Annotated in this window: 25 protein-coding genes; 13 read left to right on the top strand and 12 right to left on the bottom strand. The window is 30.0% G+C overall.

The window, feature by feature from the left end; all coding sequences use genetic code 11:
• The first annotated feature begins 3 nt into the window (after positions 1-3).
• Both BT151_RS11715 and BT151_RS11710 read left to right on the top strand, forming a co-directional pair.
• A complete protein-coding gene (locus BT151_RS11715; RefSeq protein ID WP_072402356.1) occupies positions 4-915 on the top strand; it encodes a bile acid:sodium symporter family protein in 912 nt (303 codons plus the stop codon).
• Positions 912-1,943 carry a 1-acyl-sn-glycerol-3-phosphate acyltransferase gene (locus tag BT151_RS11710; protein WP_245794809.1) on the top strand — a complete coding sequence of 344 codons (1,032 nt, stop codon included), beginning with the start codon at positions 912-914 and terminating at the stop codon, positions 1,941-1,943. The genes BT151_RS11715 and BT151_RS11710 overlap by 4 nt, the downstream gene beginning before the upstream one ends.
• A 54-nt stretch (positions 1,944-1,997) precedes the next feature.
• Here BT151_RS11710 and BT151_RS11705 read toward each other — a convergent pair whose 3' ends face one another.
• Positions 1,998-2,381: a PUR family DNA/RNA-binding protein gene (locus BT151_RS11705; RefSeq protein ID WP_072402355.1), complete on the bottom strand. Its 384-nt coding sequence runs from the start codon at positions 2,379-2,381 to the stop codon at positions 1,998-2,000.
• 168 nt (positions 2,382-2,549) lie between these two features.
• Positions 2,550-4,307 carry an ABC transporter ATP-binding protein gene (locus tag BT151_RS11700; RefSeq protein ID WP_072402353.1) on the bottom strand — a complete coding sequence of 586 codons (1,758 nt, stop codon included), beginning with the start codon at positions 4,305-4,307 and terminating at the stop codon, positions 2,550-2,552.
• A gap of 204 nt (positions 4,308-4,511) precedes the next feature.
• On the opposite strand from BT151_RS11700, the gene nusB reads away from it, so the two are divergent.
• The 7 genes from nusB (at position 4,512) to proB (ending at position 8,976) form a co-directional block, all read left to right on the top strand.
• The gene (nusB, locus tag BT151_RS11695) at positions 4,512-5,456 is read left to right on the top strand and encodes a transcription antitermination factor NusB (RefSeq protein WP_245794807.1); all 945 of its coding nucleotides are present in this window, start codon (positions 4,512-4,514) and stop codon (positions 5,454-5,456) included.
• Positions 5,457-5,540: 84 nt separating this feature from the next.
• Entirely contained in the window at positions 5,541-6,023 is a 483-nt protein-coding gene (locus BT151_RS11690) for a DUF1573 domain-containing protein (RefSeq protein WP_072402351.1), read from the top strand.
• A gap of 11 nt (positions 6,024-6,034) precedes the next feature.
• Positions 6,035-6,325: a preprotein translocase subunit YajC gene (yajC, locus tag BT151_RS11685; RefSeq protein ID WP_072402349.1), complete on the top strand. Its 291-nt coding sequence runs from the start codon at positions 6,035-6,037 to the stop codon at positions 6,323-6,325.
• Positions 6,326-6,696: 371 nt separating this feature from the next.
• Positions 6,697-7,134, top strand: a complete 438-nt coding sequence (locus BT151_RS11680; protein WP_072402347.1) for a GNAT family N-acetyltransferase — start codon at positions 6,697-6,699, stop codon at positions 7,132-7,134.
• 34 nt (positions 7,135-7,168) lie between these two features.
• Positions 7,169-7,360, top strand: coding sequence for a hypothetical protein (locus BT151_RS11675; protein ID WP_072402345.1), 192 nt, complete (start codon positions 7,169-7,171; stop codon positions 7,358-7,360).
• A gap of 37 nt (positions 7,361-7,397) precedes the next feature.
• Positions 7,398-8,204: a pyrroline-5-carboxylate reductase gene (gene proC, locus BT151_RS11670; RefSeq protein WP_072402342.1), complete on the top strand. Its 807-nt coding sequence runs from the start codon at positions 7,398-7,400 to the stop codon at positions 8,202-8,204.
• 1 nt (position 8,205) lies between these two features.
• Positions 8,206-8,976, top strand: a complete 771-nt coding sequence (gene proB / locus BT151_RS11665; RefSeq protein WP_072402338.1) for a glutamate 5-kinase — start codon at positions 8,206-8,208, stop codon at positions 8,974-8,976.
• 13 nt (positions 8,977-8,989) lie between these two features.
• On the opposite strand, the gene BT151_RS11660 is transcribed toward proB, so the two are convergent.
• The 4 genes from BT151_RS11660 to pepT all read right to left on the bottom strand — a co-directional run bounded on the left by BT151_RS11660 (position 8,990) and on the right by pepT (position 12,266).
• Positions 8,990-9,592 carry a YdeI/OmpD-associated family protein gene (locus BT151_RS11660; RefSeq protein ID WP_072402336.1) on the bottom strand — a complete coding sequence of 201 codons (603 nt, stop codon included), beginning with the start codon at positions 9,590-9,592 and terminating at the stop codon, positions 8,990-8,992.
• A gap of 190 nt (positions 9,593-9,782) precedes the next feature.
• A complete protein-coding gene (locus BT151_RS11655; RefSeq protein ID WP_072402334.1) occupies positions 9,783-10,166 on the bottom strand; it encodes a DUF3037 domain-containing protein in 384 nt (127 codons plus the stop codon).
• Positions 10,156-10,935, bottom strand: coding sequence for a HipA family kinase (locus BT151_RS11650; RefSeq protein ID WP_072402332.1), 780 nt, complete (start codon positions 10,933-10,935; stop codon positions 10,156-10,158). The genes BT151_RS11655 and BT151_RS11650 overlap by 11 nt, the downstream gene beginning before the upstream one ends.
• Before the next feature lie 92 nt (positions 10,936-11,027).
• Entirely contained in the window at positions 11,028-12,266 is a 1,239-nt protein-coding gene (gene pepT, locus BT151_RS11645; protein ID WP_072402330.1) for a peptidase T, read from the bottom strand.
• A gap of 135 nt (positions 12,267-12,401) precedes the next feature.
• On the opposite strand from pepT, the gene BT151_RS11640 reads away from it, so the two are divergent.
• On the top strand, positions 12,402-13,433 hold the full coding sequence (locus BT151_RS11640; RefSeq protein ID WP_072402328.1) for a quinone-dependent dihydroorotate dehydrogenase: 1,032 nt from the start codon (positions 12,402-12,404) through the stop codon (positions 13,431-13,433).
• Here the strand turns inward: BT151_RS11640 and BT151_RS11635 are convergent, their stop codons facing one another.
• Positions 13,434-14,600 carry a zinc-dependent metalloprotease gene (locus tag BT151_RS11635; protein WP_072402325.1) on the bottom strand — a complete coding sequence of 389 codons (1,167 nt, stop codon included), beginning with the start codon at positions 14,598-14,600 and terminating at the stop codon, positions 13,434-13,436.
• Positions 14,601-14,910: 310 nt separating this feature from the next.
• Here BT151_RS11635 and BT151_RS11630 point away from each other — a divergent pair, with 310 nt between their 5' ends.
• Genes BT151_RS11630 through guaB form a run of 3 tightly spaced genes read left to right on the top strand, consistent with a single transcriptional unit; the run spans position 14,911 to position 18,032 of the window.
• The gene (locus BT151_RS11630; RefSeq protein ID WP_072402324.1) at positions 14,911-15,774 is read left to right on the top strand and encodes a hydroxymethylglutaryl-CoA lyase; all 864 of its coding nucleotides are present in this window, start codon (positions 14,911-14,913) and stop codon (positions 15,772-15,774) included.
• The gene (locus BT151_RS11625; protein WP_245794806.1) at positions 15,740-16,501 is read left to right on the top strand and encodes an Insecticidal toxin complex protein; all 762 of its coding nucleotides are present in this window, start codon (positions 15,740-15,742) and stop codon (positions 16,499-16,501) included. Before BT151_RS11630 ends, BT151_RS11625 begins: the two co-directional genes overlap by 35 nt.
• Before the next feature lie 58 nt (positions 16,502-16,559).
• Positions 16,560-18,032, top strand: coding sequence for an IMP dehydrogenase (guaB, locus tag BT151_RS11620; RefSeq protein WP_072402322.1), 1,473 nt, complete (start codon positions 16,560-16,562; stop codon positions 18,030-18,032).
• A gap of 106 nt (positions 18,033-18,138) precedes the next feature.
• On the opposite strand, the gene BT151_RS11615 is transcribed toward guaB, so the two are convergent.
• The 5 genes from BT151_RS11615 to BT151_RS11595 all read right to left on the bottom strand — a co-directional run bounded on the left by BT151_RS11615 (position 18,139) and on the right by BT151_RS11595 (position 22,430).
• A complete protein-coding gene (locus tag BT151_RS11615) occupies positions 18,139-20,343 on the bottom strand; it encodes a TonB-dependent receptor (protein ID WP_072402320.1) in 2,205 nt (734 codons plus the stop codon).
• 129 nt (positions 20,344-20,472) lie between these two features.
• A complete protein-coding gene (locus BT151_RS11610) occupies positions 20,473-20,805 on the bottom strand; it encodes a hypothetical protein (protein ID WP_072402318.1) in 333 nt (110 codons plus the stop codon).
• Positions 20,805-21,107, bottom strand: a complete 303-nt coding sequence (locus BT151_RS11605) for a DUF6787 family protein (protein ID WP_072402316.1) — start codon at positions 21,105-21,107, stop codon at positions 20,805-20,807. The genes BT151_RS11610 and BT151_RS11605 overlap by 1 nt, the downstream gene beginning before the upstream one ends.
• A 35-nt stretch (positions 21,108-21,142) precedes the next feature.
• Positions 21,143-21,580 (bottom strand): DUF6146 family protein, encoded by a 438-nt coding sequence (locus tag BT151_RS11600; protein ID WP_072402314.1) that lies wholly within the window; start codon positions 21,578-21,580, stop codon positions 21,143-21,145.
• Positions 21,581-21,791: 211 nt separating this feature from the next.
• A complete protein-coding gene (locus BT151_RS11595) occupies positions 21,792-22,430 on the bottom strand; it encodes a DUF937 domain-containing protein (protein ID WP_072402650.1) in 639 nt (212 codons plus the stop codon).
• Between the last annotated feature and the right edge of the window lie 110 nt (positions 22,431-22,540).

Genomic DNA, 22,540 nt, shown 5'->3' with positions numbered 1-22,540 from the left:
AATATGCTAGAGTTAGATCAAGTAAAAATTAATTTTGATAGCGCTGGATTATGGATTTTAAATATAGCACTTGCAGTTGTTATGTTTGGGGTTGCATTGGGAATAAAAATTGATGATTTTAAACAACTAATTAAAACCCCTAAAATACTTTTTGTTGGAATATTATCTCAGTTTGTATTATTACCATTATTAACGTTTGTCTTAATTATACTTATTAAACCACAACCAAGTATTGCCTTAGGTATGATTATGGTTGCGGCTTGCCCTGGTGGAAATATCTCTAATTTTATGACACATTTAGCAAAAGGCAATACAGCTTTATCAGTAAGTTTAACTGCTTTTGCAACACTTATTGCAATTTTTATGACGCCTCTTAATTTTCAATTTTATGGAAGTTTGTATGAGCCAACCGCTAGTATATTGAAAGATGTAGAATTAAATCCTATAGAATTAATAAAACTTGTGCTTTTAATTTTGGGTATTCCTTTGGTTTTAGGGATGTTTTTAAGGTACAAGAATGAGGCATTTGCTAATAAGATGGTGAAAATTTTAAAACCATTTTCAATAACAATATTTGCGCTAATTGTAGTTATAGCCTTTTCAAAAAATATTCATGTTTTTAATAATTTTATACATTATGTTTTACTTATAGGTGTTTTACACAATTTATTGGCAATTCTTTTAGGTTTTATGGTTGCAAAATTATTTAGGTTATCATTTGTAAATCAAAAAACGCTAGCTATTGAAACAGGAATCCAAAACTCTGGATTAGGTTTGTTATTGATATTTACATTTTTTAATGGACTAGGAGGAATGGCAATTTTAGCAGCTTTCTGGGGTGTTTGGCATATTTTATCTGGGTTAACTTTGGCTTTTTATTGGTCTAGAAAATCCTTAAAGCAAAAAGTAGCTTGAAAAAGATTTGGTTATATAGTGTTAGAAGTTATATAAAACTTGGGTTGTTTTTCTACTTCAGAAGGATAACCATTCATAATGTAAAGTCGATTCCTAAAAACAAACCTGTTTTGTATTTAGCAAATCATCAAAATGCCTTATTAGATGCTCTTTTAATAGCTGTATATAGCCAACGGTTTTCATATTTTTTAACAAGAGCAGGTGTATTTAAAAGTGGTTTTGTTAGTAAATTGCTTAATAGTTTACAAATGCTACCTGTATATCGTATTAGAGATGGATGGAATAATTTATCAAATAATACCGCAATTTTTAATACCTGTGCAGATTTATTTAATAAAAAGGAAGCTGTTGTAATTTTTCCAGAGGGAAATCACAATCTAAAACGAAATGTAAGGTCTTTAAGTAAGGGGTTTACACGAATAATTTTTGAAACTTTTGAGAAATATCCTAATATAGATTTACAGTTAATTCCTGTAGGCTTAAATTTTATTAATGCAGAAAAATTTCCTGATAGCGCATCTTTATACTTTGGAAAACCATTGAATGCTAAAGATTTTGTGTTAGAAAACAAAAATGAAGCGGCAATAGTTTTAAGGGAGAGAATTCAATTAGAAATTTCTAAACTCACAACACATATTCCATCTGAAGGTTATGATGAAACTCTCCATAAACTTAATAGTTTAAATGTTGATTTTTTAAACCCTACAAGTGTAAATAAAACTATTGCTGGAAATTTTAAAAATTACCCATCAGTAAAATCTAATACATTTAGTGCTTTCAAGCCATTTTTTAAATCTTTATTAATTATATTATTAATTGCACCTTATTTAGTTTGGAAATTTATGGTGCAACCAAAAATTAAAGAAATAGAATTTGTATCTACATTTAGGTTTGTTATGGCTATTACTTTAGTTCCTATTTGGATCTTAATTATAGCATTAGCACTAGGTTTTAACTTAGATTGGCCAATGAGTTTAGCGTATGTATTTTTAGTTTTATGTTTAGCTTTAATTACAGTTAAAGCATAAAAAAATCCGTTACACTTTAATGCAACGGATTTATATAAGTATTATTGAAATGAATTATATATCATCAAAATCTATGTCAGTAAAGCTTTCTGGTGTTTTTAGTTCTGGTTCAGTAACTTTAGATGTATCATCATCATATTCCTTTTTAAAGTCTTTTTGATGGCGCTCACTAATAACTTCATCCCCTTTCTCATTAATAATGTAATCTGTCATTTCAGATAGAATATCTTTAAATTCAGAAAAATCTTCTTTATAAATATAAATTTTGTGCTTTTTGTAATGGAATGAACCATCATCGTTTGTGAATTTTTTACTTTCTGTAATAGTAAGATAATAATCGTCTGCCTTTGTTGCTCTAACATCAAAAAAGTATGTACGTCTTCCTGCTCTTAATACTTTTGAAAAAATTTCCTCTTTCTCCATCATATCATTATTCATATTTGAATTGAAATTTGTTTGGTTATCATTTATGTTGTAGAATCAAAAATCTAAAAAAAAACCGATACAAACCAATAAATCATGAAGTTTCTTTTTAAAATATTGATTTTTATTGCATTAAATTGAGTAAAATGCGTTCTATCAGGCTATAATTTAATGATTTAAATTTTATTTAGATTCGGTTTCACTAAGCTGTTTTAAATATAGATGTTTGTAGTAGCCATCTATATTTATAAGGCTACTATGAGTACCTTCTTGAACAATTTTACCGTTATCTAAAACAATTATTTTATCTGCATTTTTAGCTGATGAAACTCTATGACTAACAATAATTGATGTTTTTCCTTTTGATATTTTTTTGAGATTTCTTAATATTTTTTCTTCAGTTTCAGTATCTACTGCAGATAGGCAATCATCAAACAACAAAATTTTAGGTAATTTAATAATGGCTCTAGCAATAGAAACGCGTTGTTTTTGGCCTCCAGAAAGTGTAATACCTCTTTCTCCTAAAATAGTGTCATAACCATTTTTGAATTTTGCTATATTTTTATGTACTTGAGCATTTTTTGCAGCTTCAATAACATCTTCATCGGTAGCATCTTGTTTTCCAAATCTAATATTGGTTTTAATTGTATCAGAAAACAAAAAGGCATCTTGCGGCACATAGCCAATACTATCTCTTAATTCATTCAAATTAAGTTTATTAATCTCAGTATTATTAATAGTAATTGAGCCTTCATCAATATCATATAATCTTCCAATTAAATCAAGAATAGTAGACTTTCCAGAACCTGTTTTTCCTAAAATCGCTAATGTTTCACCTTCTTTAATCTTAAAACTAATCCCTTTAAGGGCTTGAATATTAGTGTCATCGTAAGTGAAATGAACATTATTAAAATCTATGTTTCCAGTTATTTTAGTATGTGTGTTAACAGCGTTTTTTATTTCTGGTTCAATTTTTAAAAACTCATTTATTCGTTTTTGTGAAGCTTCTGCTTGCTGCACAATAGAGGTAACCCAACCTACTGTTGCAACTGGCCATGTTAGCATATTTACATACATAAGAAATTCTGCAATGGTTCCTATACTATCTATTTCACCATTAATATATTGCATGCCGCCAATGTAAATAACAAATAAATTACTCGTACCAATAAGTAAAACCATCATTGGAAAAAACCAAGCTTGTATTTTTGCTAAATCTATTTGTTTCTCTTTACTTTCTGACGCAAGTGTTTTAAAATTTATTGATGTTTGTGGCTCAATACCATAGGCTTTTATGACCGAAATACCACTAAAGGATTCTTGTGTAAACGTAGAAAGCTTAGATAAATATTGTTGTACAATAGTACTCCTGTTATGAATTTCCTTACTTAATTTATATATAATAACCGATAAAATTGGTAATGGTATAATAGTATATAGTGTTAGCTTTGGCGAAGCATTATACATATATATTATAACCATAATTATAAGTGTAATTGTATTAATGCTATACATAATTGCGGGACCTGCATACATACGTACTCTAGATACATCTTCAGTAATGCGGTTCATTAAATCGCCGGTTCTATTTTTCTTATAAAAATTTAAAGAAAGTTTTTGGTATTGGTCGTAAACTTCATTTTTTAAATCAAATTCTATGTAACGAGAAACGTTTATAATAGTTTGTCTCATAAAAAAAGTAAGAATAGCACCAACAAGCGCTGCTCCAACAATGTATAGAATAGCTTCAAATAATTCGGTTTTAAAAACATCTTTGGATATAGTTCCTTCAAAATAGTTTTCAATAACTAAAAATATTTTCTTTACGTATCGAGGCGTAAAAAGTAAAAACAACCTAGCAATAATAGTAATTATTATGCCTAATAAAATGTGTGTTTTGTATTTTAAAAAGTACTTATTTAAGTGTTGTAATTCTTTCATTTATTATTCTAAAGATAGAAGAGCAAATATAAGTTATTAATGATAATTAATTTGGTTAGAGTAGAGGTGCAATTGTTAAAGATAGCTTAAAATACATGATGATAATTATTTGAAAAATTAAGTGCGTTTTTTTAAATATAGTGTTATTTTTGCACCGAGAAAACCAAAATAAATCTCATTCTTTAATTAAAGTTCTTTGTAATTATGCTAAACAGAAGACATATACGCGTAAAAGTAATGCAAACCATGTATGCTTTTAAAGGTAGTGAAAGTGATGATTTTAGTAAAGACCAAAAGTTTTTACTGTTTAGTATAGATAATATGTACAACTTGTACCTTTTATTAGTCTCGTTATTAATTGAAGTTCAAAAAAGAGCTGAAGACGATTTACAAAAAAAGCAAAAAAAACATCTTGCAACAAAGGAAGATAAAGATCCAAACAGAAAGTTTGTTAATAATCAACTATTAAAGCTTTTAGCTGAGAATATTGGGCTTAAGGACCACTTAGAAATGCATAAAGTTAATAATTGGAAGTTAGATCAAGAATATGTAGACGTTGTTTTTAAAGCAGTAGTTGCTAGTGATTTATATGAAGAATATATGAAAACTAGAACTTCAGATTTTAAAGAAGACAAAGATTTTATTGTTGATGTTTATAAAGATATTATAGCGCCAAATGATAAGCTTTACGAATATATTGAAGATAAAAATCTAACTTGGCTTGATGATCTTCCAACAGTAAATACTACAATTTTAAAACTTTTAAGAAAAGTAAAAATAACTTCAGCAGAAAATCATTTTACCCCAAAATTATATAAAGATATTGAGGACAAAGAGTTTGCTATTAATTTGTTTAGAAAAACACTTTTAAATAGAACTTCAATAAATAAAGAAATTGAGCTTAAAACTCAAAATTGGGATACAGACAGAATTGCCAATGTTGATTATGTTTTATTGCAAATGGCTATTTGTGAGGTAAGAAATTTTCCGTCAATTCCTGTAAAAGTAACTATTAATGAGTATTTAGAAATATCAAAAGAATATTCAACACCAAAAAGTAGCATATTTATTAATGGTATTTTAGATAAATTGGTAAAAGAATATGAAGCTTCAGGGGAATTGAAAAAAATAGGACGTGGTTTGCTTTAATTTCTGTTAAGAAGGACTTAAAAATTTTAATACGTTTAAATAATTACTATTTTTACAAATCAAATAAAAATTAAAATAACAATCATGAAAAAAGTAATATTAGGATTAAGCACATTATGCTTAATAGCCTTTACATCATGTAAAGAAAATGCCGCTAATAAAATTGAAGAGAGTAATGTAGCTGCTGCAGCTGTTAGAGATGCAAGTGCATCAAAATTCCCTGTTATTGAGTTTGATAAAAAAGAACACGATTTTGGAGAAATTGAAGCTAAGACTCCAGTTGAAACTAGTTTTAAATACAAAAACACAGGAGATGCTCCATTAGTAATTACAGATATTAAAAGTTCTTGCGGTTGTACTGTGCCTCAAGATTGGAGCAGAGAGCCATTAGCACCTGGTGCAGAAGGACAATTTACTGTTAAGTTTAATGGAAGTGGTACTAACAAAGTATCGAAAACAATAACAGTTACAGCTAATACTGAAAAAGGATCAGAAATGGTTAAAATTACAGCGTTTGTTAAACCAGACCCTAATGCAGTTAAACCAACAATACAAGCTAAGAGCTAAATATAAAAATAATGGGAGAAGGAGGAATAGGTAGTTTATTACCGTTTGTTTTAATGTTTGTAGTTGTGTATTTTTTTATGATTGCACCACAAATGAAAAAGGCAAAAAAAGAAAAGAAATTTGCCGCAGAATTAAAACGAGGTGATAAAGTAGTTACTAAAAGTGGTTTGCATGGTAAAATAGCAGATTTAAATGACAAGGATAATAGTTGTATAATAGAAACTATGTCTGGGAAATTAAAGTTTGAACGTTCTGCAATATCTATGGAAATAAGCTCAAAACTTAACGCACCTGTAAAATAAATAATCAATTTATATTGATTTTAAAAAGCTCCCGTTTGGGAGCTTTTTTTGTTTAGGATTCCATTTTGTATTTATCTTAACAAAGCTTACTTGATATTGGCATTCCATTTTTGTAAGTTTGCACCATGGGAAAAGGAATACATGAAAAGCAGAATAACAGAATCTTCAATTTTAATTTTCTAGTTTTTAGAAATCAGTCTGCTAAATTCATTCCTCCTACCTTTTAATAAAGGTTTTTTACAATCCTATCTTTCAAACACGTTTTAACTAACTATTTGCTTTTTTAGCATTTAGTTAATACTCTATTTTATTTTTTAACACATTGTATCACATTTACTTTTATTAGATGTGATTTGTAATAACTTAATTTAATGAGCATAAGAACTTTCGATGCTTTTTCAAGATTATCAATTAATGATATAAATCGTATAACTAATTTTTTATTTGAATACTCAGGTAAATTTAGAGATAGTAAAAGCGCTATAAAAAAATCAATTTTATATGCGGCAAAAGAGATTTCTGGCTTAGGAGGTTATGTGTTTGTTAAAGAAGAAAAAAGTGAAATATTAGGTGCTATAGTTGTGAATAGAACGGGAATGAATGAATATATACCCGAAAACATATTGGTTTATATAGCGGTTAAAGAAGCAGAAAGAGGTAAGGGTATTGGTAACGAATTAATAAAACACACCAAAAAATATTGTAGAGGAGATATTGCAATACATATAAATACAGATAATCCTGCAATCAAGTTATTTGAAAAAGAGGGTTTCAAAGCGAGAAATATAGAAATGAGATTGACTAGATAAGCAATCTTGAAAATTAAATTAGAAAAACAAATAAATGAAAATTATACACGTAAGAAGAAAAACAATATACGAAAAACGTCATTCTGTAAAAATGGGAGAATTAACCACAAAAGTAACTTATATAAAAAAATACTTATTAGGGTTACCCATTAAAACCATGCATAAATATCGTGAAACATATTATGGAGAGGTGAAAGACACTAAGGATTGTATGTTATTTATCTAGTAGATTATTAAAATAAAAAAACCAACAAACAAAACACATGAAAGTACTAGTAATTGGAGCAGGTAATATGGGACTTACATATGCCGAAGGTATGTCTAAATCAAGACTTCTTAAAAAGAAGAATATTATGGTTTTAGATAAATCTGAAGTTAAACTTGAAGAACTTAATCAAATGGATCATTTTGATGCCTTTGAAAAGTTAGACGATTGTGTTCCTGAGGCAGATATTATTTTTATTGCAGTGAAACCTTATCATGCAGAAGCTTTATTTAAAGCCATAAAACCATTAGTAAAACCGCAGCAAATAATTATTTCGATTATGGCTGGTGTTACTATAGCATCAATAAAAGAAATTACAGGATTAGAAAAAATAGTTAGAGCAATGCCAAATTTACCAGCTCAAATAGGTAAAGGTTTAACCTCATATGTTATTTCACCCGAGGTATCTAGAATTGAAACATTAACTGTTGAAAGCTTATTAGATACAACAGGTAAATCCATACAAGTTAGTAATGAACAATTAATTGATGCATCAACTGGAATATCAGGAAGTGGACCAGCTTATGTATTCTATTTTATGCAAAGTATGATGGAAGCGGCATTGCAAATGGGGTTTTCTAAAAATGAATCTACTGTTTTGGTAAGTCAGACTTTTTCAGGAGCTGTTGAGCTTTTTAATCAATCTAATTTATCACCAAATTCTTGGATGGAAAAAGTAGCTTCAAAAGGTGGTACTACTCGTGCAGCATTAGATTCAATGGATGATAATAATATAAGTGAATTAATAAAAGAAGCGGCTTTTGCGGCTTTTAATCGCGCAGTCGAACTCGGTAAAGAACATTAAAATGTATAAAGAAAGAATAGTTATTAAAGTTGGTACCAACGTAATGACTAATAAAGATAATAGAATTGTAAGGCCTGTTTTAAGACGTTTAGTCAAGCAAATAGCCGAACTTTATGAAAGAGATATTATTACAATATTGGTGTCTTCGGGTTCTGTAATAGCAGGAAAAGAAGTTTTAGGAAAGTCAAAAATTAAGAATAAAACACAAAGGCGTCAAGTATATTCTGCTATAGGTCAACCAAGAATGATGCGATTATATTACAATATTTTTCATGATTTTGGAATGAAATGCGCCCAGGTATTACCTACAAAAAGAGATTTTAGTCCTGGTGTACATAGAGAAAATATGGTTAATTGTTGTGAAGGTTTATTGGCAGAAGGAGTTATTCCTATTGCAAATGAAGATGATGCTGTGTCTGTAACCATGTCTATGTTTTCAGATAATGATGAACTTGCAAGTTTAATTGCTCAATTAATGAATGCAGATAAGCTTATAATTTTAACAGATATTGATGGACTTTATTCAGGACATCCAGATGCTGAAAACAGTAATCTTATAAAAAATGTAAAACCAGAGGAAAACTTAAATAAATACATAAAAGATAATAATAAAGCTGAAGAAGAAGGTAGAGGTGGTATGGGATCTAAGTTAGATTATGCGCAACAAGCTGCTGCAAATAATATTCCAACATATATTGCAAATGGTAAAAAAGACAATACTATTATTGATATTATTGATGGAAAGGCAACGGGTACCAAAGTATCACTTTAGCTAAAAATTACAATTAGCAATTCTTGTATTTATCGTTTAAACCAATGTTTTTTAAAATCATTGGTTTAATTTTTTCCAGTCTAGTTTGTTTTGTGGCATCTCGTTTAGCTGTATCAATATACTCGCAGTATTCGCGTTGTTTGCTAAGGGTTAAAAGTTTAAAGGCATCTAATAAAACAGAATTAGAATTCAATTCGTTTTGTAGTTCTACCGGAATTATAATATCCTTTTTTGTGGTTTTGGATGGCTTAATTTCCTTCCCTAATTTTTGATTTTCTATGACTTCTTTTATATAAGCTAAAACAATATTTTTATCAATTTGGTCAAAAGATTCAAAACGCATTTGCCTTAAAGCCTTGGTCTTATTTTCTTGAGCATTAAGAAGTAAATTATGTTTGTCTTTTAAAAATACGCCATTAAAAAACCAAATGCCAAAATGGTTTTTAAAAGCGCCTAAGCCTATTACATTTTTGCCATCAACACTATAAACAGGAGCATTCCATTTTATGTTTTCTTCTACTTCAGTGGAGTTTAAAATGTTACGTAAAAGAGTTAATTCTTTAGCAAAATGTTCATTATCTTCAATATATTCTTCAACTGAATTTGGTTTTTTCATGAGTTTATTTTAAAGTTGGTTTGAATAGTCTCTTATAAAATAGTTTTTGTTTTACATGCCGATATTTCCCGAATGAAAATTGTAAGTCAACAAAACTAGAGTTAACATTGTTTAAACTAAAATAACAAATGTTTTATTACTGGGTTTCTATTGGCTTTGTAGATATTCCTGCTTTTTACTTGAAGTTCATTTATAAAACATACTTTTTAAAAATATCTTCTAGTGTTTTTTCTGGATCATGGCTTAATCCAGGATGCGTTTTAGAGCTTTGAATAATAGTGCTTCTGCAAGCTGTAAGCCATCGAAATCTATCGGATAATTCTAATTTTCCTATTCTTCCTCCAGAAGCTTCTCCATCGCAAATTAATTTCCAAGCATTTAAATAATCATTAAGAACATCTAACTCAATTTCACATGAAAATGCTTTCAGTTTATCTAGATTTATATGATATTTTATATCTAAAAATTTTTTTCGTTTAGAAAAAAGAATGACTCCAACATTAAAGAATTCTTCTCGTTCTACTTTTGGAACAATTCTAATTATTGCATATTCAAATGTCTGTCTATCTTGCATTTTCGGCTTCTTTAACTAATAAATCAATCTTAGAAAATCGGGTGTTTATAAACTGAATATATGCTTCTTTCATTTCGTTAGTAGTCATAGTGTCAGATTCGCTTTGTAACCAGTCTTCTGGTATGTTAGAAACAATTTCTATGATTTTATCTTGATTAATTAAGTCTTGGATTTCATTTGAAGCTTTGTTTAAATTAGTAGCTTTTTGTAAAAGCACATGGTCTTTAATAAGAGGGAAAGTTCTGGTAAGATGATTTTCCCAATTTTTCCAGTCATGATGAAAATAAAAACTTGCGCCATTATCTATAACCCAAAGTTCATTATTCCAGTGTAATAAATTTGTGTTTTTAGCAGTTCTATCAATATTACTAATAATACTATCTAATAGTACTACTTTTGAAGCAGTCATAGCATCTACATTGCTTACCAAAGGATCAAAAGTGATTGCTCCAGATAAAAAATGCAAACCTAGATTTAAACCAACACTAAATTTTAGTAAGTCTTGAATTTCTTCATCTGGCTCTATCTTACTAAATGAATCATCCAGATTCATAAAAACGAGTTCTGGAACTTTTAAATTAATTGCTCTTGCAATTTCACCACCAATAAACTCTGCTATTAATGCTTTTTTACCTTGGCCAGCTCCTCTAAATTTTAGTACATATAAAAATCCATCATCAGCCTTAACTATAGCTGGGAGTGAGCCGCCTTCCCGCAAAGGATGTACATATTGAATAACATTTACTGTTCTAATATCAATTTTGTTCATAAACGCTAAAAATATAATTTGTGGAACTAAAGTTACTTCTACTTATTTATGTAATTGAAATTTTACAAGAAATAAAGCCACAAAAAAGATGACTATTTCTTTTTTGCAGTTAACTCTGCAATCTTACAAATCACTTCAGTAGCTTTAATCATACTCTCTACAGGCACATATTCGTAACGTCCATGAAAATTATGCCCGCCAGCAAAAATATTAGGACAAGGTAATCCCATATAGCTTAATTGAGAACCATCTGTTCCACCACGAATGGCCTTAATAAGTGGTTCGATATTTAGTTGTTTCATAGCTTCTTCGGCAATGTCTACAATATGCATTACTGGTTCTACTTTTTCCTTCATGTTATAGTATTGGTCTTTTATTTCTGTAACTATAACTTCTTTTCCATATTGCGAATTAAGTTCATTGGTAAGTTTTACCATAACTTCTTTTCTAGCCTCAAAATGCTTTTTGTCATGATCTCTAATAATGTATTGAAGGGTGGTTTCTTCAACATTACCATGTATATCGTGTAAATGGAAAAAGCCTTGATAGCCATCAGTATGTTCGGGAGTTTCCATTCTAGGTAAAGAATTTATAAACTCTTGAGCAATGTACATAGAGTTTATCATTTTTCCTTTAGCATAACCTGGATGAACAATTTTTCCTTTTACTTTTACTACAGCACCAGCAGCATTAAAATTCTCGTATTCTAATTCACCTATTTGACTACCATCCATTGTGTACGCCCAATCTGCGCCAAATTTTTTAACATCAAATTTATGGGCACCTCTACCAATTTCCTCGTCGGGTGTAAAGCCAACACGAATTTTACCATGTTCAATTTCTGGATTATTAATTAAATATTCCATAGCCGAAACAATTTCGCAAATACCGGCTTTATCATCTGCACCTAAAAGTGTAGTGCCATCAGTTGTAATTAGAGTTTGACCTTTGTATTGAAGTAAATCATCAAAATAATCTGGAGATAAAATAATGTTTTCAGCTTTGTTTAAAACAATATCTTTTCCATTATACTTTTCAATTATTTGCGGTTTTACATTGGATCCTGTAAAATCTGGAGACGTATCAAAATGAGAAATAAAGCCAATAACAGGAACTTTATGTTTCACATTACTTGGTAAAGTCGCCATAATATATGCGTTCTCATCAATAGTAACATCTTGCATACCAATGGATTTTAATTCATCAGCTAATTTATTAGCTAAATCCCATTGTTTTTTTGTGCTAGGTGTTGTGTTTGAAGTTGGGTCAGATTCCGTATCAATAGTTACATAACTTACAAAGCGTTTTATAATGTGTTCTTTTGAGATCATATTTTGATAAATATATTTAAAGTATAAGTGAGATGTTCAAGTGCTTTTTAAAGGCTAAAGTTACGATTATTGAAATTTTTATCATTTGAATTGTACAATTTTTTATTTAGACTTATTTTTGCATAAATAATACTGATGTACAAATTATTACTTCGCCCTTTATTTTTTTCATTCGACCCCGAAAAGATTCATCATTTTACATTTTCATTAATAAAAACAACGTCTAAAATTCCTGGATTTTCAGCTTTATTTAGAAGTTTGTATGTTGTTGAAGATGAAAGATTAGAACGAAAACTATTTGGGTTAACATTTAAAAATCCTGTAGGTTTAGCCGCTGGTTTCGATAAAAACGCCGTGTTGTATAATGAGTTAGCAAATTTTGGTTTTGGTTTTATTGAAATAGGAACCGTAACGCCAAAAGGACAAGCAGGAAATCCTAAGAAACGGTTATTTAGATTAAAAGAAGATCAAGGTATTATTAACCGAATGGGTTTTAATAACGAAGGTTTAGAAGCAGCAATCACGCAGCTTAAAAAAAATAAAGGAAAACTTATTATTGGTGGAAATATTGGAAAAAATACAAACACTAAACCAGAAGATTATACCAAAGATTATTTAGAGTGTTTTAATGCACTACATCCATATGTTGATTATTTTGTGCTCAATGTAAGTTGCCCAAATGTAGGAAGTCATGCCAAACTAAATGATAAAGATTATTTAGAAGAATTAATTGGTGCGGTACAAAAAGCCAATATTAAATTTGAAAAGCAAAAACCAATTCTTTTAAAAATAGCTCCAGATTTAAACAACAACCAATTAGATGAGATTGTTGAACTTGTTAAGGATACAAACCTTGATGGTGTTATAGCAAGTAATACATCTACAGATAGAAGCGGTTTGAAAGCCACAGATGATTTACTAGAAAGTATTGGTAATGGTGGTTTAAGTGGGCAGCCAATAAAAGAAAAAAGTACTCAAGTTATAAAATACTTATCTGATAAAAGTAATAAGTCATTTCCAATAATTGGAGTTGGCGGAATTCACTCAGCTAAAGATGCTTTAGAAAAAATTGAAGCTGGGGCAGATTTAGTTCAGATTTATACGGGTTTTATTTATGAAGGTCCTAGTCTTATTAAAAAAATCAATAAAGCTTTACTTAAAAAGTAGTTATTTTATAAACTTTTTGATGACTTTAGAATCATCATTTTCTAACATTAACAAGTAGCTTCCAGAGGCTAAATGGTTAACATCTATTTCTCCGTTTGAAATGATGCCTTTAGAAAGCATTTGACCTTGAAAGTTTGTTACTTGAAAATGTATTGCACTTTCAATTAAAGCTGTTTTTATGAAAATTTTGCCGTTTGAAACAGGATTAGGATAGATTTTTGCATCTGATAATTTATCAATTTGAACGTCTATATCTGAATAATCATTTGCAAATCTATCTGCTATAAATTTGTAATAACTATACATTCTAGAAAATTGTTCTTCTGAAAAATGACTTCTACAAGATTTTCTTGAGTAAGACATGATGTTATCAGTATCTGGATTAAAAACATCGCCATGAGCATCTGTTTCATTTCCTTTATAGTTACATGAACTATCAACATTATCATAGGATAAAGTAGGGTCTGCAGGCGTATCACAAATACCATCACCATCTGTATCACAATTGCTGCCATCAACAAATTCAGTTGTTTGTTTTGTGTTGCTAGCACCATGAGTATGTATTAAAGAGAAAAAATGTCCCATTTCATGAGCTAATGAAGAATCGTTTATTGAACAACTACTTTTCATAACTATAACATTGTTTTTTTCTTCGGTATAACCACAAACACTATCTCCTGACAGATTTTCAATATAATCTATAAAATATATATTTATTGCATTTGGAACATAGTTTGCTTCTATCAAGCTTTTTTCATTTCCTTTTTTAAAATGGCATAGTTGGTCATTATCTATAAAGTTTATCTCTTCATAAAGATAGAAGTTCATGAATGCACTTGAATAAATATCATTTAAGTTAGCAATGGCATCATTAAGATTAGCTTCATTAAGGCCACTAGAACCGTTAGAAAGCCTAACTATGTGAGCTTTTATAGGGATATAATTTAAAGTATTTTTTGATCCTTTTGTTTTGCTAGATTTCTTTTGTGAAAAATCTTTATCAAACCCATTTATTTGATCTTTAATACTATTATAATAATCAATAAATTCTTTTGAAGTAGTTGTTGCACAACTTGGCTCTAATTCATTTTGAGATAAAAGATGAGAACTGTGCGATAAAAATACCGAGAAAAGTAATAATTTAAATTTTAAACTTAAAAGCCTCATTTGGGACAAAACATTTAATCAAATGTATATGTTAATAAAGTTTACAAAGAAAAAAACCGTTGAATGCTGATAAATAATCGTTTAGTATCTAAAATACAAGTTTTTTAGATTAACGAATTATTAATTTTTGAGTTCTAGTATTGTCATTATCATCATAAATACCAAATAATTTTACTAATTAGGCACCTTTTTTTAACTTAGTTAAATAGATTAGATTAAATGAAACTTGCTAGAATAGGTTGTTAAAACTTGTTTTTATAATTATTGCTTAATAAAATTAATAGTATTTTTATCGTCCTATTTTATAAACATGTCAAGTCAAGTAAAAATTATTGAATGCCCACGAGATGCCATGCAAGGAATAAAGCAATTTATCCCAACTTCACAAAAAGTGCAATATATTCAATCGCTTTTGCGTGTAGGTTATGATACTATTGATTTTGGTAGCTTTGTATCACCCAAAGCAATTCCGCAAATGGTTGATACTGCAGAGGTATTATCTCAACTTGATTTAAGTAAAACTACTAGTAAGCTTTTAGCAATTATTGCCAATACTAGAGGAGCGCAAGATGCGAGCAAGTATAAAGAAATTGATTATTTAGGTTATCCGTTTTCAATTTCCGAGAATTTTCAAATGCGTAATACACATAAAACTATAGTGCAATCTGTTGAAACACTTTCTGAGATTTTAGACATTGCTCATATATCAAATAAAGAAGTTGTAGTTTATATTTCAATGGGTTTTGGTAATCCATATGGAGATCCTTGGAATGTTGATATAGTAGGAGATTGGACAGAGAAACTAGCTAAAATGGGGGTCAAAATTTTGTCGTTAAGTGATACTGTTGGAACATCAAACCCAGAAAGTATTGATTATTTGTTCTCAAACTTAATCCCTTTATATCCTAATATTGAGTTTGGTGCTCATTTGCATACAACACCAAGTTCTTGGTTTGAAAAAATTGATGCAGCATATAAAGCAGGATGTAACCGTTTTGATGGTGCCATTCAAGGTTTTGGTGGTTGCCCAATGGCTAAAGACGAATTAACAGGTAATATGCCAACCGAAAAATTATTATCATACTTTACTTCAAAAAAAACAAATTCTTTAAATGCTTTGAGTTTTGAGAGTGCTTACAATGAAGCATCTAAAATATTTAATCATTACCATTAATTTCATGTATTTTTATCTCATGATACGATGGATTGTTTTTCTCTTCCTTTTCATGTTAAATAACACACTTTATGCTAAAGAGTGGGAAAGCTTGAAAGCATATCAAAAAATAACTCAAAAAGAAAATCTGTCACCTTCAGATTGGTTAAAACGCGATAGAAATGAAAATACTTTAGTTTGGAAAGAGGCCAACATATTTAACCTAAAAAATAATTTACCAAAAGAGTATACAAGTATTATACAAAGAAGAGATTTTTATAAATGGCTTTATAGCGAAATAAGTAATAAAGGACATGAGATCCTTTGGATAAATATGGCTTATTTTATATCAAAAAAAATGCATCTGATGGAAGTCTTTCCTTATTCAATATTTTCTAAAAGAAAGATAAAAACTTATGCGAGAGAAGGTAGCGAAACAGTTTTTAATAATGCTTTTGCTGAATTAAATAAACTTTACAATTCGAAATTTATTCTAAAAGAAGAAAAAGCATTAGAATGGGATAAATCAATTTTGAAAAAAGAACAATATATTTGGATAGATAGTGTTTATAAAAAAATGGATGCTAAAAGTTTTAAAACATTAGAATCCATAGCTAGAGGGGAATTTTTATATGGTTTATTAGTTCCCAAAAGTATTCGCTTTAATGGTGATCTTTCTAATGCAGAATCCCGTTATCAATATGCAATTAACAAGCTAAAGCCTTATTGCGAAAACGCTTTACCATAATAGCATAATATCCTAAATAAGTTGTATATTTGCACGCAATTATAACTGTAATTGCATCATGATCGCACATCAAAATAAAATAGTAGGAGAAGGTCTTACTTACGACGACGTACTACTAGTTCCAGCCTTTTCAGAAGTACTTCCGCGAGAAGTTAATATTCAAACAAAATTTACTAGAAACATTACCATAAATGTGCCTATAATTTCGGCTGCTATGGATACGGTTACTGAAAGTAAAATGGCTATTGCTATGGCACAAGAAGGAGGTATTGGTGTATTGCATAAAAACATGTCTATTGAGGCGCAAGCACTTAAAGTACGACGTGTAAAACGTGCAGAAAGTGGTATGATTATAGATCCTGTCACCCTACCAATAACGGCAAAGGTTAAACATGCTAAACAGGCTATGGCAGAACATGGTATTGGCGGAATTCCTATTGTAGATGAAGAAGGTACTTTAAAAGGTATTGTAACCAATCGTGATTTGCGTTTTGAGCATGAAAATAAAAGACCAATTATTGAAGTTATGACAAGTGAAAACTTAGTAACTGCTGCAGTTGGAACTTCTTTACAAGATGCTGAAAAAATACTTCAACAACATAAAATTGAAAAGTTATTAATTGTTGATGATAACTATAAGTTGTCAGGTTTAATTACTTTTAGAGATATTACCAAACTTAGTCAAAAACCAATGGCTAATAAAGACGAATACGGGCGTTTACGTGTTGCTGCAGCAATTGGAGTAACAGGAGATGCTGTTGAAAGAGCAGAAGCTTTAGTGAATGCAGGTGTTGATGCTGTGGTTATTGATACTGCACATGGCCATACAAAAGGTGTGGTAGGTGTTTTAAAAGAAATAAAAGCAAAGTTTCCAAAATTGGAAGTTATTGTTGGAAATATAGCAACAGGAGCAGCTGCAAAATATTTAGTAGAAGCAGGAGCTGATGCTGTGAAAGTTGGTATTGGACCAGGATCTATATGTACAACTCGAGTAGTTGCAGGAGTAGGTTTTCCTCAATTTTCCGCCGTTTTAGAAGTAGCTGCTGCTATTAAAGGTAGTGGTGTTCCAGTTATAGCAGATGGAGGTATTCGTTACACAGGCGATATACCAAAGGCTATTGCAGCGGGCGCAGATACTGTAATGTTAGGATCGCTTTTAGCTGGAACTAAAGAATCTCCAGGTGAAACCATTATTTATGAAGGACGAAAGTTTAAGTCTTATAGAGGTATGGGTTCTGTTGAAGCTATGAAAGAAGGAAGTAAAGACCGTTACTTTCAAGATGTTGAAGATGATATTAAAAAACTAGTACCAGAAGGTATTGTAGGTCGTGTACCATACAAAGGTGATTTATATGAAAGTATTCACCAGTTTATAGGTGGTTTGCGTGCAGGTATGGGTTACTGTGGAGCAAAGGATATTGAAACTTTAAAAGAAACCGGACAGTTTGTAAAAATTACTGCAAGTGGAATAAATGAAAGCCATCCGCATGACGTAACGATTACTAAAGAATCTCCTAATTATTCTAGATAGATTTCTGATGTTAAACGAAATTAGTTGAAAATTTTCACAAAATCAAAAAGATAAGTTAAAATAAAAGCCAGCAACTATTATGTTTGCTGGCTTTTTTATTTGATAGTTACAAGCTGTATGTAAATCCTAAATTAATATTTCTCCCCATATTAAAAATACCATCAGGTTTTAAACGTGATAAATGGTTAATATAAGTTTTGTTTGTTAGGTTGCTCCCTGAAACTGTAACGCTTAATTCATTTTTAAATAATGTAAAGCTACCCCCTAAACCTGCACTTAATAGGGTGTAACCATCTGTATTAGTTTCAAAAGCACTAATGTTGGTTTGCTTAAATGTTGTGCGCAATTTTATAAAAGCATACCCGCTTTTAATCCAAGGCTTTTCAAATTCTAAACGGATAATATTGGTTAGGCTATTAGCTGGAATTAATGGTAAAAAAACATCGTTGGCTTGCTTTCCTGTAACCATTTCAAAGCTGGATTCAATATGTAACCAATCTAAAGGGTGCGGGTGTAAATGGAAACCAAATTCACCACCATACAAATTCGCATCATCTTGTAAATATATAAACACAGGATTCTCGTCAATGAATTCACCGTTAGGTGATATGAATATGTAATTATTTATTTTATTATAAAATCCATTAGCAAATAATTCCACATGTTCATTTTTAAATTCTAAAGCAAGATCTGTTTGAAAATTTTGTTCACTTTTCAAATCGTTATTTCCTATCTCGTATCTATTTGTGCCTTCATGAGTTCCATCTGATGTTAATTCAGATAAGTTTGGTGCTCTAAACCCTGTTGCTAGATTTACTCGAGCAGTGATGTTATTAACTAAGTTTGTTTTAATACCAAATGCTCCATTAAAGCTGTTAAATGTTTTATTAATACTATTTGATACATCAATATTCCTATTGTCAAAACGCGCTCCAAGTTGTACATCGGCTTTTTCAAAATGTATGTGAGTCATTGCTAAAACTCCAACATCATTAGTTGTAGCATCTGGGATTAGTTGTTCTTCACCATAATTGGAATTCACTTGATTCATACCTTGAACGCCTACAATAGTTTCAAATTTACCTAATTTTGCTAAGTTATATTTAACATCATAATTAGCTGTTTTAAGCTTCATATGAAGAGCCGCTTCTAGAACTTCATCTTCTTCCTCATCTTCATTTTCTTCATGATGATGTTCTTCAAACTCTTTTCTGTCATTATAGATAAAGCCTAAGTTGACATCTAATTTAGAATCACCAAAAAACAATGTTGATTTTGAGCTAAACACATGGTTTGTAATATTCTGATAAGGTAATAAAGGCGTTTTGTTTGTTGATTGTTCGCCTATTTCTTCTGGAATTCCTAATTTTGAATTGTTTACATTATAGCGAAATTCAGTTTTAAAGACATTGTTTTGATACCCTAGACCGGCTTTAAAATCTTGCTCTCTAAAGCGTGTATTAGTTACTCTGTAATCTTCAGTTTTATAATCGGCATGTTCTGCTAAACTTCCTCTAAATAAAAATTTAAAATTATTTTCAGACGATTTATAACCTGCGTTAGTACTATAGCCTTGAGTGTTGCTGTAATAATTTCCACTAAAATCTCCGGAAGAGATATTGTTATTAGCAAAGCGTTCTGGATTTAAATACAAAACACCACCTAATGCATCGCTACCATAAAGTAAAGAGGCAGGACCTTTTATAACTTCAACACTTTCAATTCCTGCATCGTTAACCCCTAAACCATGCTCGTCTCCAAATTGCTGATTTTCTAATCGAACACCTTGTGTGTAAACCAAAACCCTATTAGAACTCAACCCTCTAATTACCGGTTTACCAATGCTTAAGCCAGTTGTCACACTTTCAACTCCAGCAATGTTTGTAATGCCGTCTGCTAATGTTACAGCACCATTTGCTTTTAAATCTTTTATAGATCTTTGTTCAACTTTCATAACATTTTCACTTTGCAGTTTATGAAACGGAGTGGAAACAATAATGCTCTCCATTTCTATTGCTGAAGGCATTAACTCAATTTTGATTTCGTTAGTTGATGGAACTGTTATTGGAAAGGATTGTGTTTTGTAGCCCATCATAGAAAATAGAATGTTGTAATTTCCAGGAGATAAATTTTCGATATTAAACTTACCGTTTTCATCGGTAATTGTACCTTTTTCAAGTTCGGGAAAGTATATGTTTACAAATTCTAATTTCTCATTAGTGTTGGCATCTGTTACAGTACCATGAATTGTATTTTGACTATATATGTTTGTGATTGCTAATAATAGCAATGTGTTTAAAAATAATTTCATATAAATATGTTTAATTTAATATTAATGAATTCCTCAATATTCTGTGTTGAGTTTTCGTTTAAAATGATCATTTTCTCGAAAACGGGAAAATGATTTAAGCTGAAGTTATTTCAGCATATTTTGATAATATTAAATTAGAGAAGGAGGACCCCGAAGTGAAAAATGTAGGCGTTGATATTTGCTTAAGAAAGTGTATTGAGAAACAATTTCCAATGATTTTTCTTGAGGTGAAAATAACTTTAAGAATGAATTACTAAGTGTGAAATTTTGATTGAGTTGAAATTTATGAAAATCACAATCTAAATCTACTTTATGAATATGTGTTGATTGACCACCAACACAAACTTTGTGATTATGATGTGTAAAAATATGCGCAAATTTTATTGCAGTAGGAACTAATAACATTAATGCTAAAGAAAAAGTAATTAGCTTAAAAACGATATGTTCCTTAATTTGATTCATTAATCTACAAAACGTTTTAAGCCTACTCTACGAATCATTTTTTTTTCAAAGTTCCAAAAAAACTTGTGTTGTCCAAATAACCAACCAAAAAAAACTAACATGAATTGATACATTATAAAAAGTAAAACAATGCGCACTAACCAATATCCATAAGTTCCAAAACTGTCGGTAGTAATACTTAATAATTTTAAAATAGGTTTACCTATGTATGATGCTGTTGAGCCTGTTATAGCGAATACTAATAAAATGGCGAAAATTTGCCAATTACTATCAATACCCCAGCGTTTTTTTAATTTGTCCAAAATTTCTATTTGTTGCAAAAATAACTAAAACTAATTTAAATTCTAGGTGTATATGGACCTAACCTTTGTTTGTATTTTAGTTGAAAGTAAATGAAATAGTTGTAAAGTTTATAATTGACTTCATAACCATAATCTATACCTGGTTGATAATCGATTCTTAATTCATACAGGTTTGGATTGTATATTTGCGGCTGAATTACTCGCTGATTCCATTCAATAACATACTGGTAATTTCTGTTTTCTAAAAAAGATTGTGAATAGTAACCTTCAGGTTTTGCAGTGCTAGCTAGCCAAAAATTAAAACCTGGCTCTATTATAATAATCTGGTATTCTAGTTCATCATTTGCAATAGAAACAGTGTCATTTTGCTTAAGACTTTCTAATTGTTCATCAGTTTTTGATGTAATAGGTTTGGTTGAATTGCAATTAAAAATAATTAAACCAATTAATAATATGTATATAAGTTTTTGCATAGCTTTTAATAAGTTTTATTTACCAAATGTATTATATAATAGCATGTTTTTCAATTAAGAATGAGTTAACTATTGTTTTCGTTTAGTTAAACACTATAATATTAAAATTACAAAAATCATTACTTAAATGCTTGTTTTTAAGAGGTTTTAACAAAAAAAAGAGCTAAACGTTAAGTTTAACTCATTTTTGATTATTATTTGTAAAATGGAATTATTTTCTACCAAAAAGCCCACCTAGTAAACCACCAAGGCCACCTTTCTTTTTACTGCCACCTAATACCATACCAGCAACATCATCAATAATACTTCCATCACCATCTGCATCTAAAATAGATTCTAAAAAGCTTTGTTCTTGTTGTGGTGAATTTCCACCTAGTAAACCACCAAGTAGGCCTTCAATACCACTAGAACTACTAACATTTTGTTTTTTAGCTTGACTACCTAAAACACCCATTAAAATTGGTGCAGCTACTTTTAATATTTGTGCCACAGAACCAGCATCCATTCCAGCTTTTGCTCCTAAAGTACTTTCAACACGTTGTTGTTTACCACCTAAAACATGACCTAATATTTTGCTACCATCGTCAAGAACATTAGAATCTACACCACCACCAAATAAACCACCTAAGTTATCAAGAATACTTCCATCATGTTTACTACTTAGCGCACCTAATAAGCCTTCAGCTCCTTGTGGAGTTGATGCATTTCGTTTCATTGCTGCCATTAATACAGGCAATGCCATTGTTAAAACATCTTGTGTTTTGTTTTGTGGCTGATTGGTTTGACCAGCAACGCCACTAATAATGGTTTTTCCAAGGTCACTGTTTAATAAATCTAAAATTCCAGACATAATAGTATATTTTAATTTTTTAAAGTTAATAAAATTAGGATGTTCAATGTACAAAAAAAGCCCTAACATTTATAGTTAGGACTCAATTATAACGTAATGGTCACATTTTA

Origin of the sequence: Flaviramulus basaltis, from assembly GCF_900114265.1 — a bacterium.
Classification (GTDB): domain Bacteria; phylum Bacteroidota; class Bacteroidia; order Flavobacteriales; family Flavobacteriaceae; genus Flaviramulus; species Flaviramulus basaltis.
Note: the sequence above shows the minus strand (reverse complement) of the source record. Positions and strands in the feature narration are given on the sequence as shown.

Bases quoted from the DNA above. Each gene is read 5' to 3' on its own strand.
- BT151_RS11600 (WP_072402314.1), bottom strand. From the start codon at position 21,580: ATGCAAAAACTTATATACATATTATTAATTGGTTTAATTATTTTTAAT.
- BT151_RS11705 (WP_072402355.1), bottom strand. From the start codon at position 2,381: ATGAATAATGATATGATGGAGAAAGAGGAAATTTTTTCAAAAGTATTA.
- BT151_RS11650 (WP_072402332.1), bottom strand. From the start codon at position 10,935: ATGAACAAAATTGATATTAGAACAGTAAATGTTATTCAATATGTACAT.
- BT151_RS11610 (WP_072402318.1), bottom strand. From the start codon at position 20,805: ATGAATCAAATTAAGGAACATATCGTTTTTAAGCTAATTACTTTTTCT.
- BT151_RS11660 (WP_072402336.1), bottom strand. From the start codon at position 9,592: ATGAAAAAACCAAATTCAGTTGAAGAATATATTGAAGATAATGAACAT.
- BT151_RS11700 (WP_072402353.1), bottom strand. From the start codon at position 4,307: ATGAAAGAATTACAACACTTAAATAAGTACTTTTTAAAATACAAAACA.
- guaB (WP_072402322.1), top strand. From the start codon at position 16,560: ATGATCGCACATCAAAATAAAATAGTAGGAGAAGGTCTTACTTACGAC.
- BT151_RS11675 (WP_072402345.1), top strand. From the start codon at position 7,169: ATGAAAATTATACACGTAAGAAGAAAAACAATATACGAAAAACGTCAT.
- BT151_RS11715 (WP_072402356.1), top strand. From the start codon at position 4: ATGCTAGAGTTAGATCAAGTAAAAATTAATTTTGATAGCGCTGGATTA.
- BT151_RS11640 (WP_072402328.1), top strand. From the start codon at position 12,402: ATGTACAAATTATTACTTCGCCCTTTATTTTTTTCATTCGACCCCGAA.
- proB (WP_072402338.1), top strand. From the start codon at position 8,206: ATGTATAAAGAAAGAATAGTTATTAAAGTTGGTACCAACGTAATGACT.
- BT151_RS11635 (WP_072402325.1), bottom strand. From the start codon at position 14,600: ATGAGGCTTTTAAGTTTAAAATTTAAATTATTACTTTTCTCGGTATTT.
- nusB (WP_245794807.1), top strand. From the start codon at position 4,512: ATGCTAAACAGAAGACATATACGCGTAAAAGTAATGCAAACCATGTAT.
- BT151_RS11680 (WP_072402347.1), top strand. From the start codon at position 6,697: ATGAGCATAAGAACTTTCGATGCTTTTTCAAGATTATCAATTAATGAT.
- BT151_RS11615 (WP_072402320.1), bottom strand. From the start codon at position 20,343: ATGAAATTATTTTTAAACACATTGCTATTATTAGCAATCACAAACATA.
- BT151_RS11595 (WP_072402650.1), bottom strand. From the start codon at position 22,430: ATGTCTGGAATTTTAGATTTATTAAACAGTGACCTTGGAAAAACCATT.
- BT151_RS11655 (WP_072402334.1), bottom strand. From the start codon at position 10,166: ATGCAAGATAGACAGACATTTGAATATGCAATAATTAGAATTGTTCCA.
- BT151_RS11630 (WP_072402324.1), top strand. From the start codon at position 14,911: ATGTCAAGTCAAGTAAAAATTATTGAATGCCCACGAGATGCCATGCAA.
- yajC (WP_072402349.1), top strand. From the start codon at position 6,035: ATGGGAGAAGGAGGAATAGGTAGTTTATTACCGTTTGTTTTAATGTTT.
- BT151_RS11625 (WP_245794806.1), top strand. From the start codon at position 15,740: ATGAAGCATCTAAAATATTTAATCATTACCATTAATTTCATGTATTTT.
- proC (WP_072402342.1), top strand. From the start codon at position 7,398: ATGAAAGTACTAGTAATTGGAGCAGGTAATATGGGACTTACATATGCC.
- BT151_RS11690 (WP_072402351.1), top strand. From the start codon at position 5,541: ATGAAAAAAGTAATATTAGGATTAAGCACATTATGCTTAATAGCCTTT.
- pepT (WP_072402330.1), bottom strand. From the start codon at position 12,266: ATGATCTCAAAAGAACACATTATAAAACGCTTTGTAAGTTATGTAACT.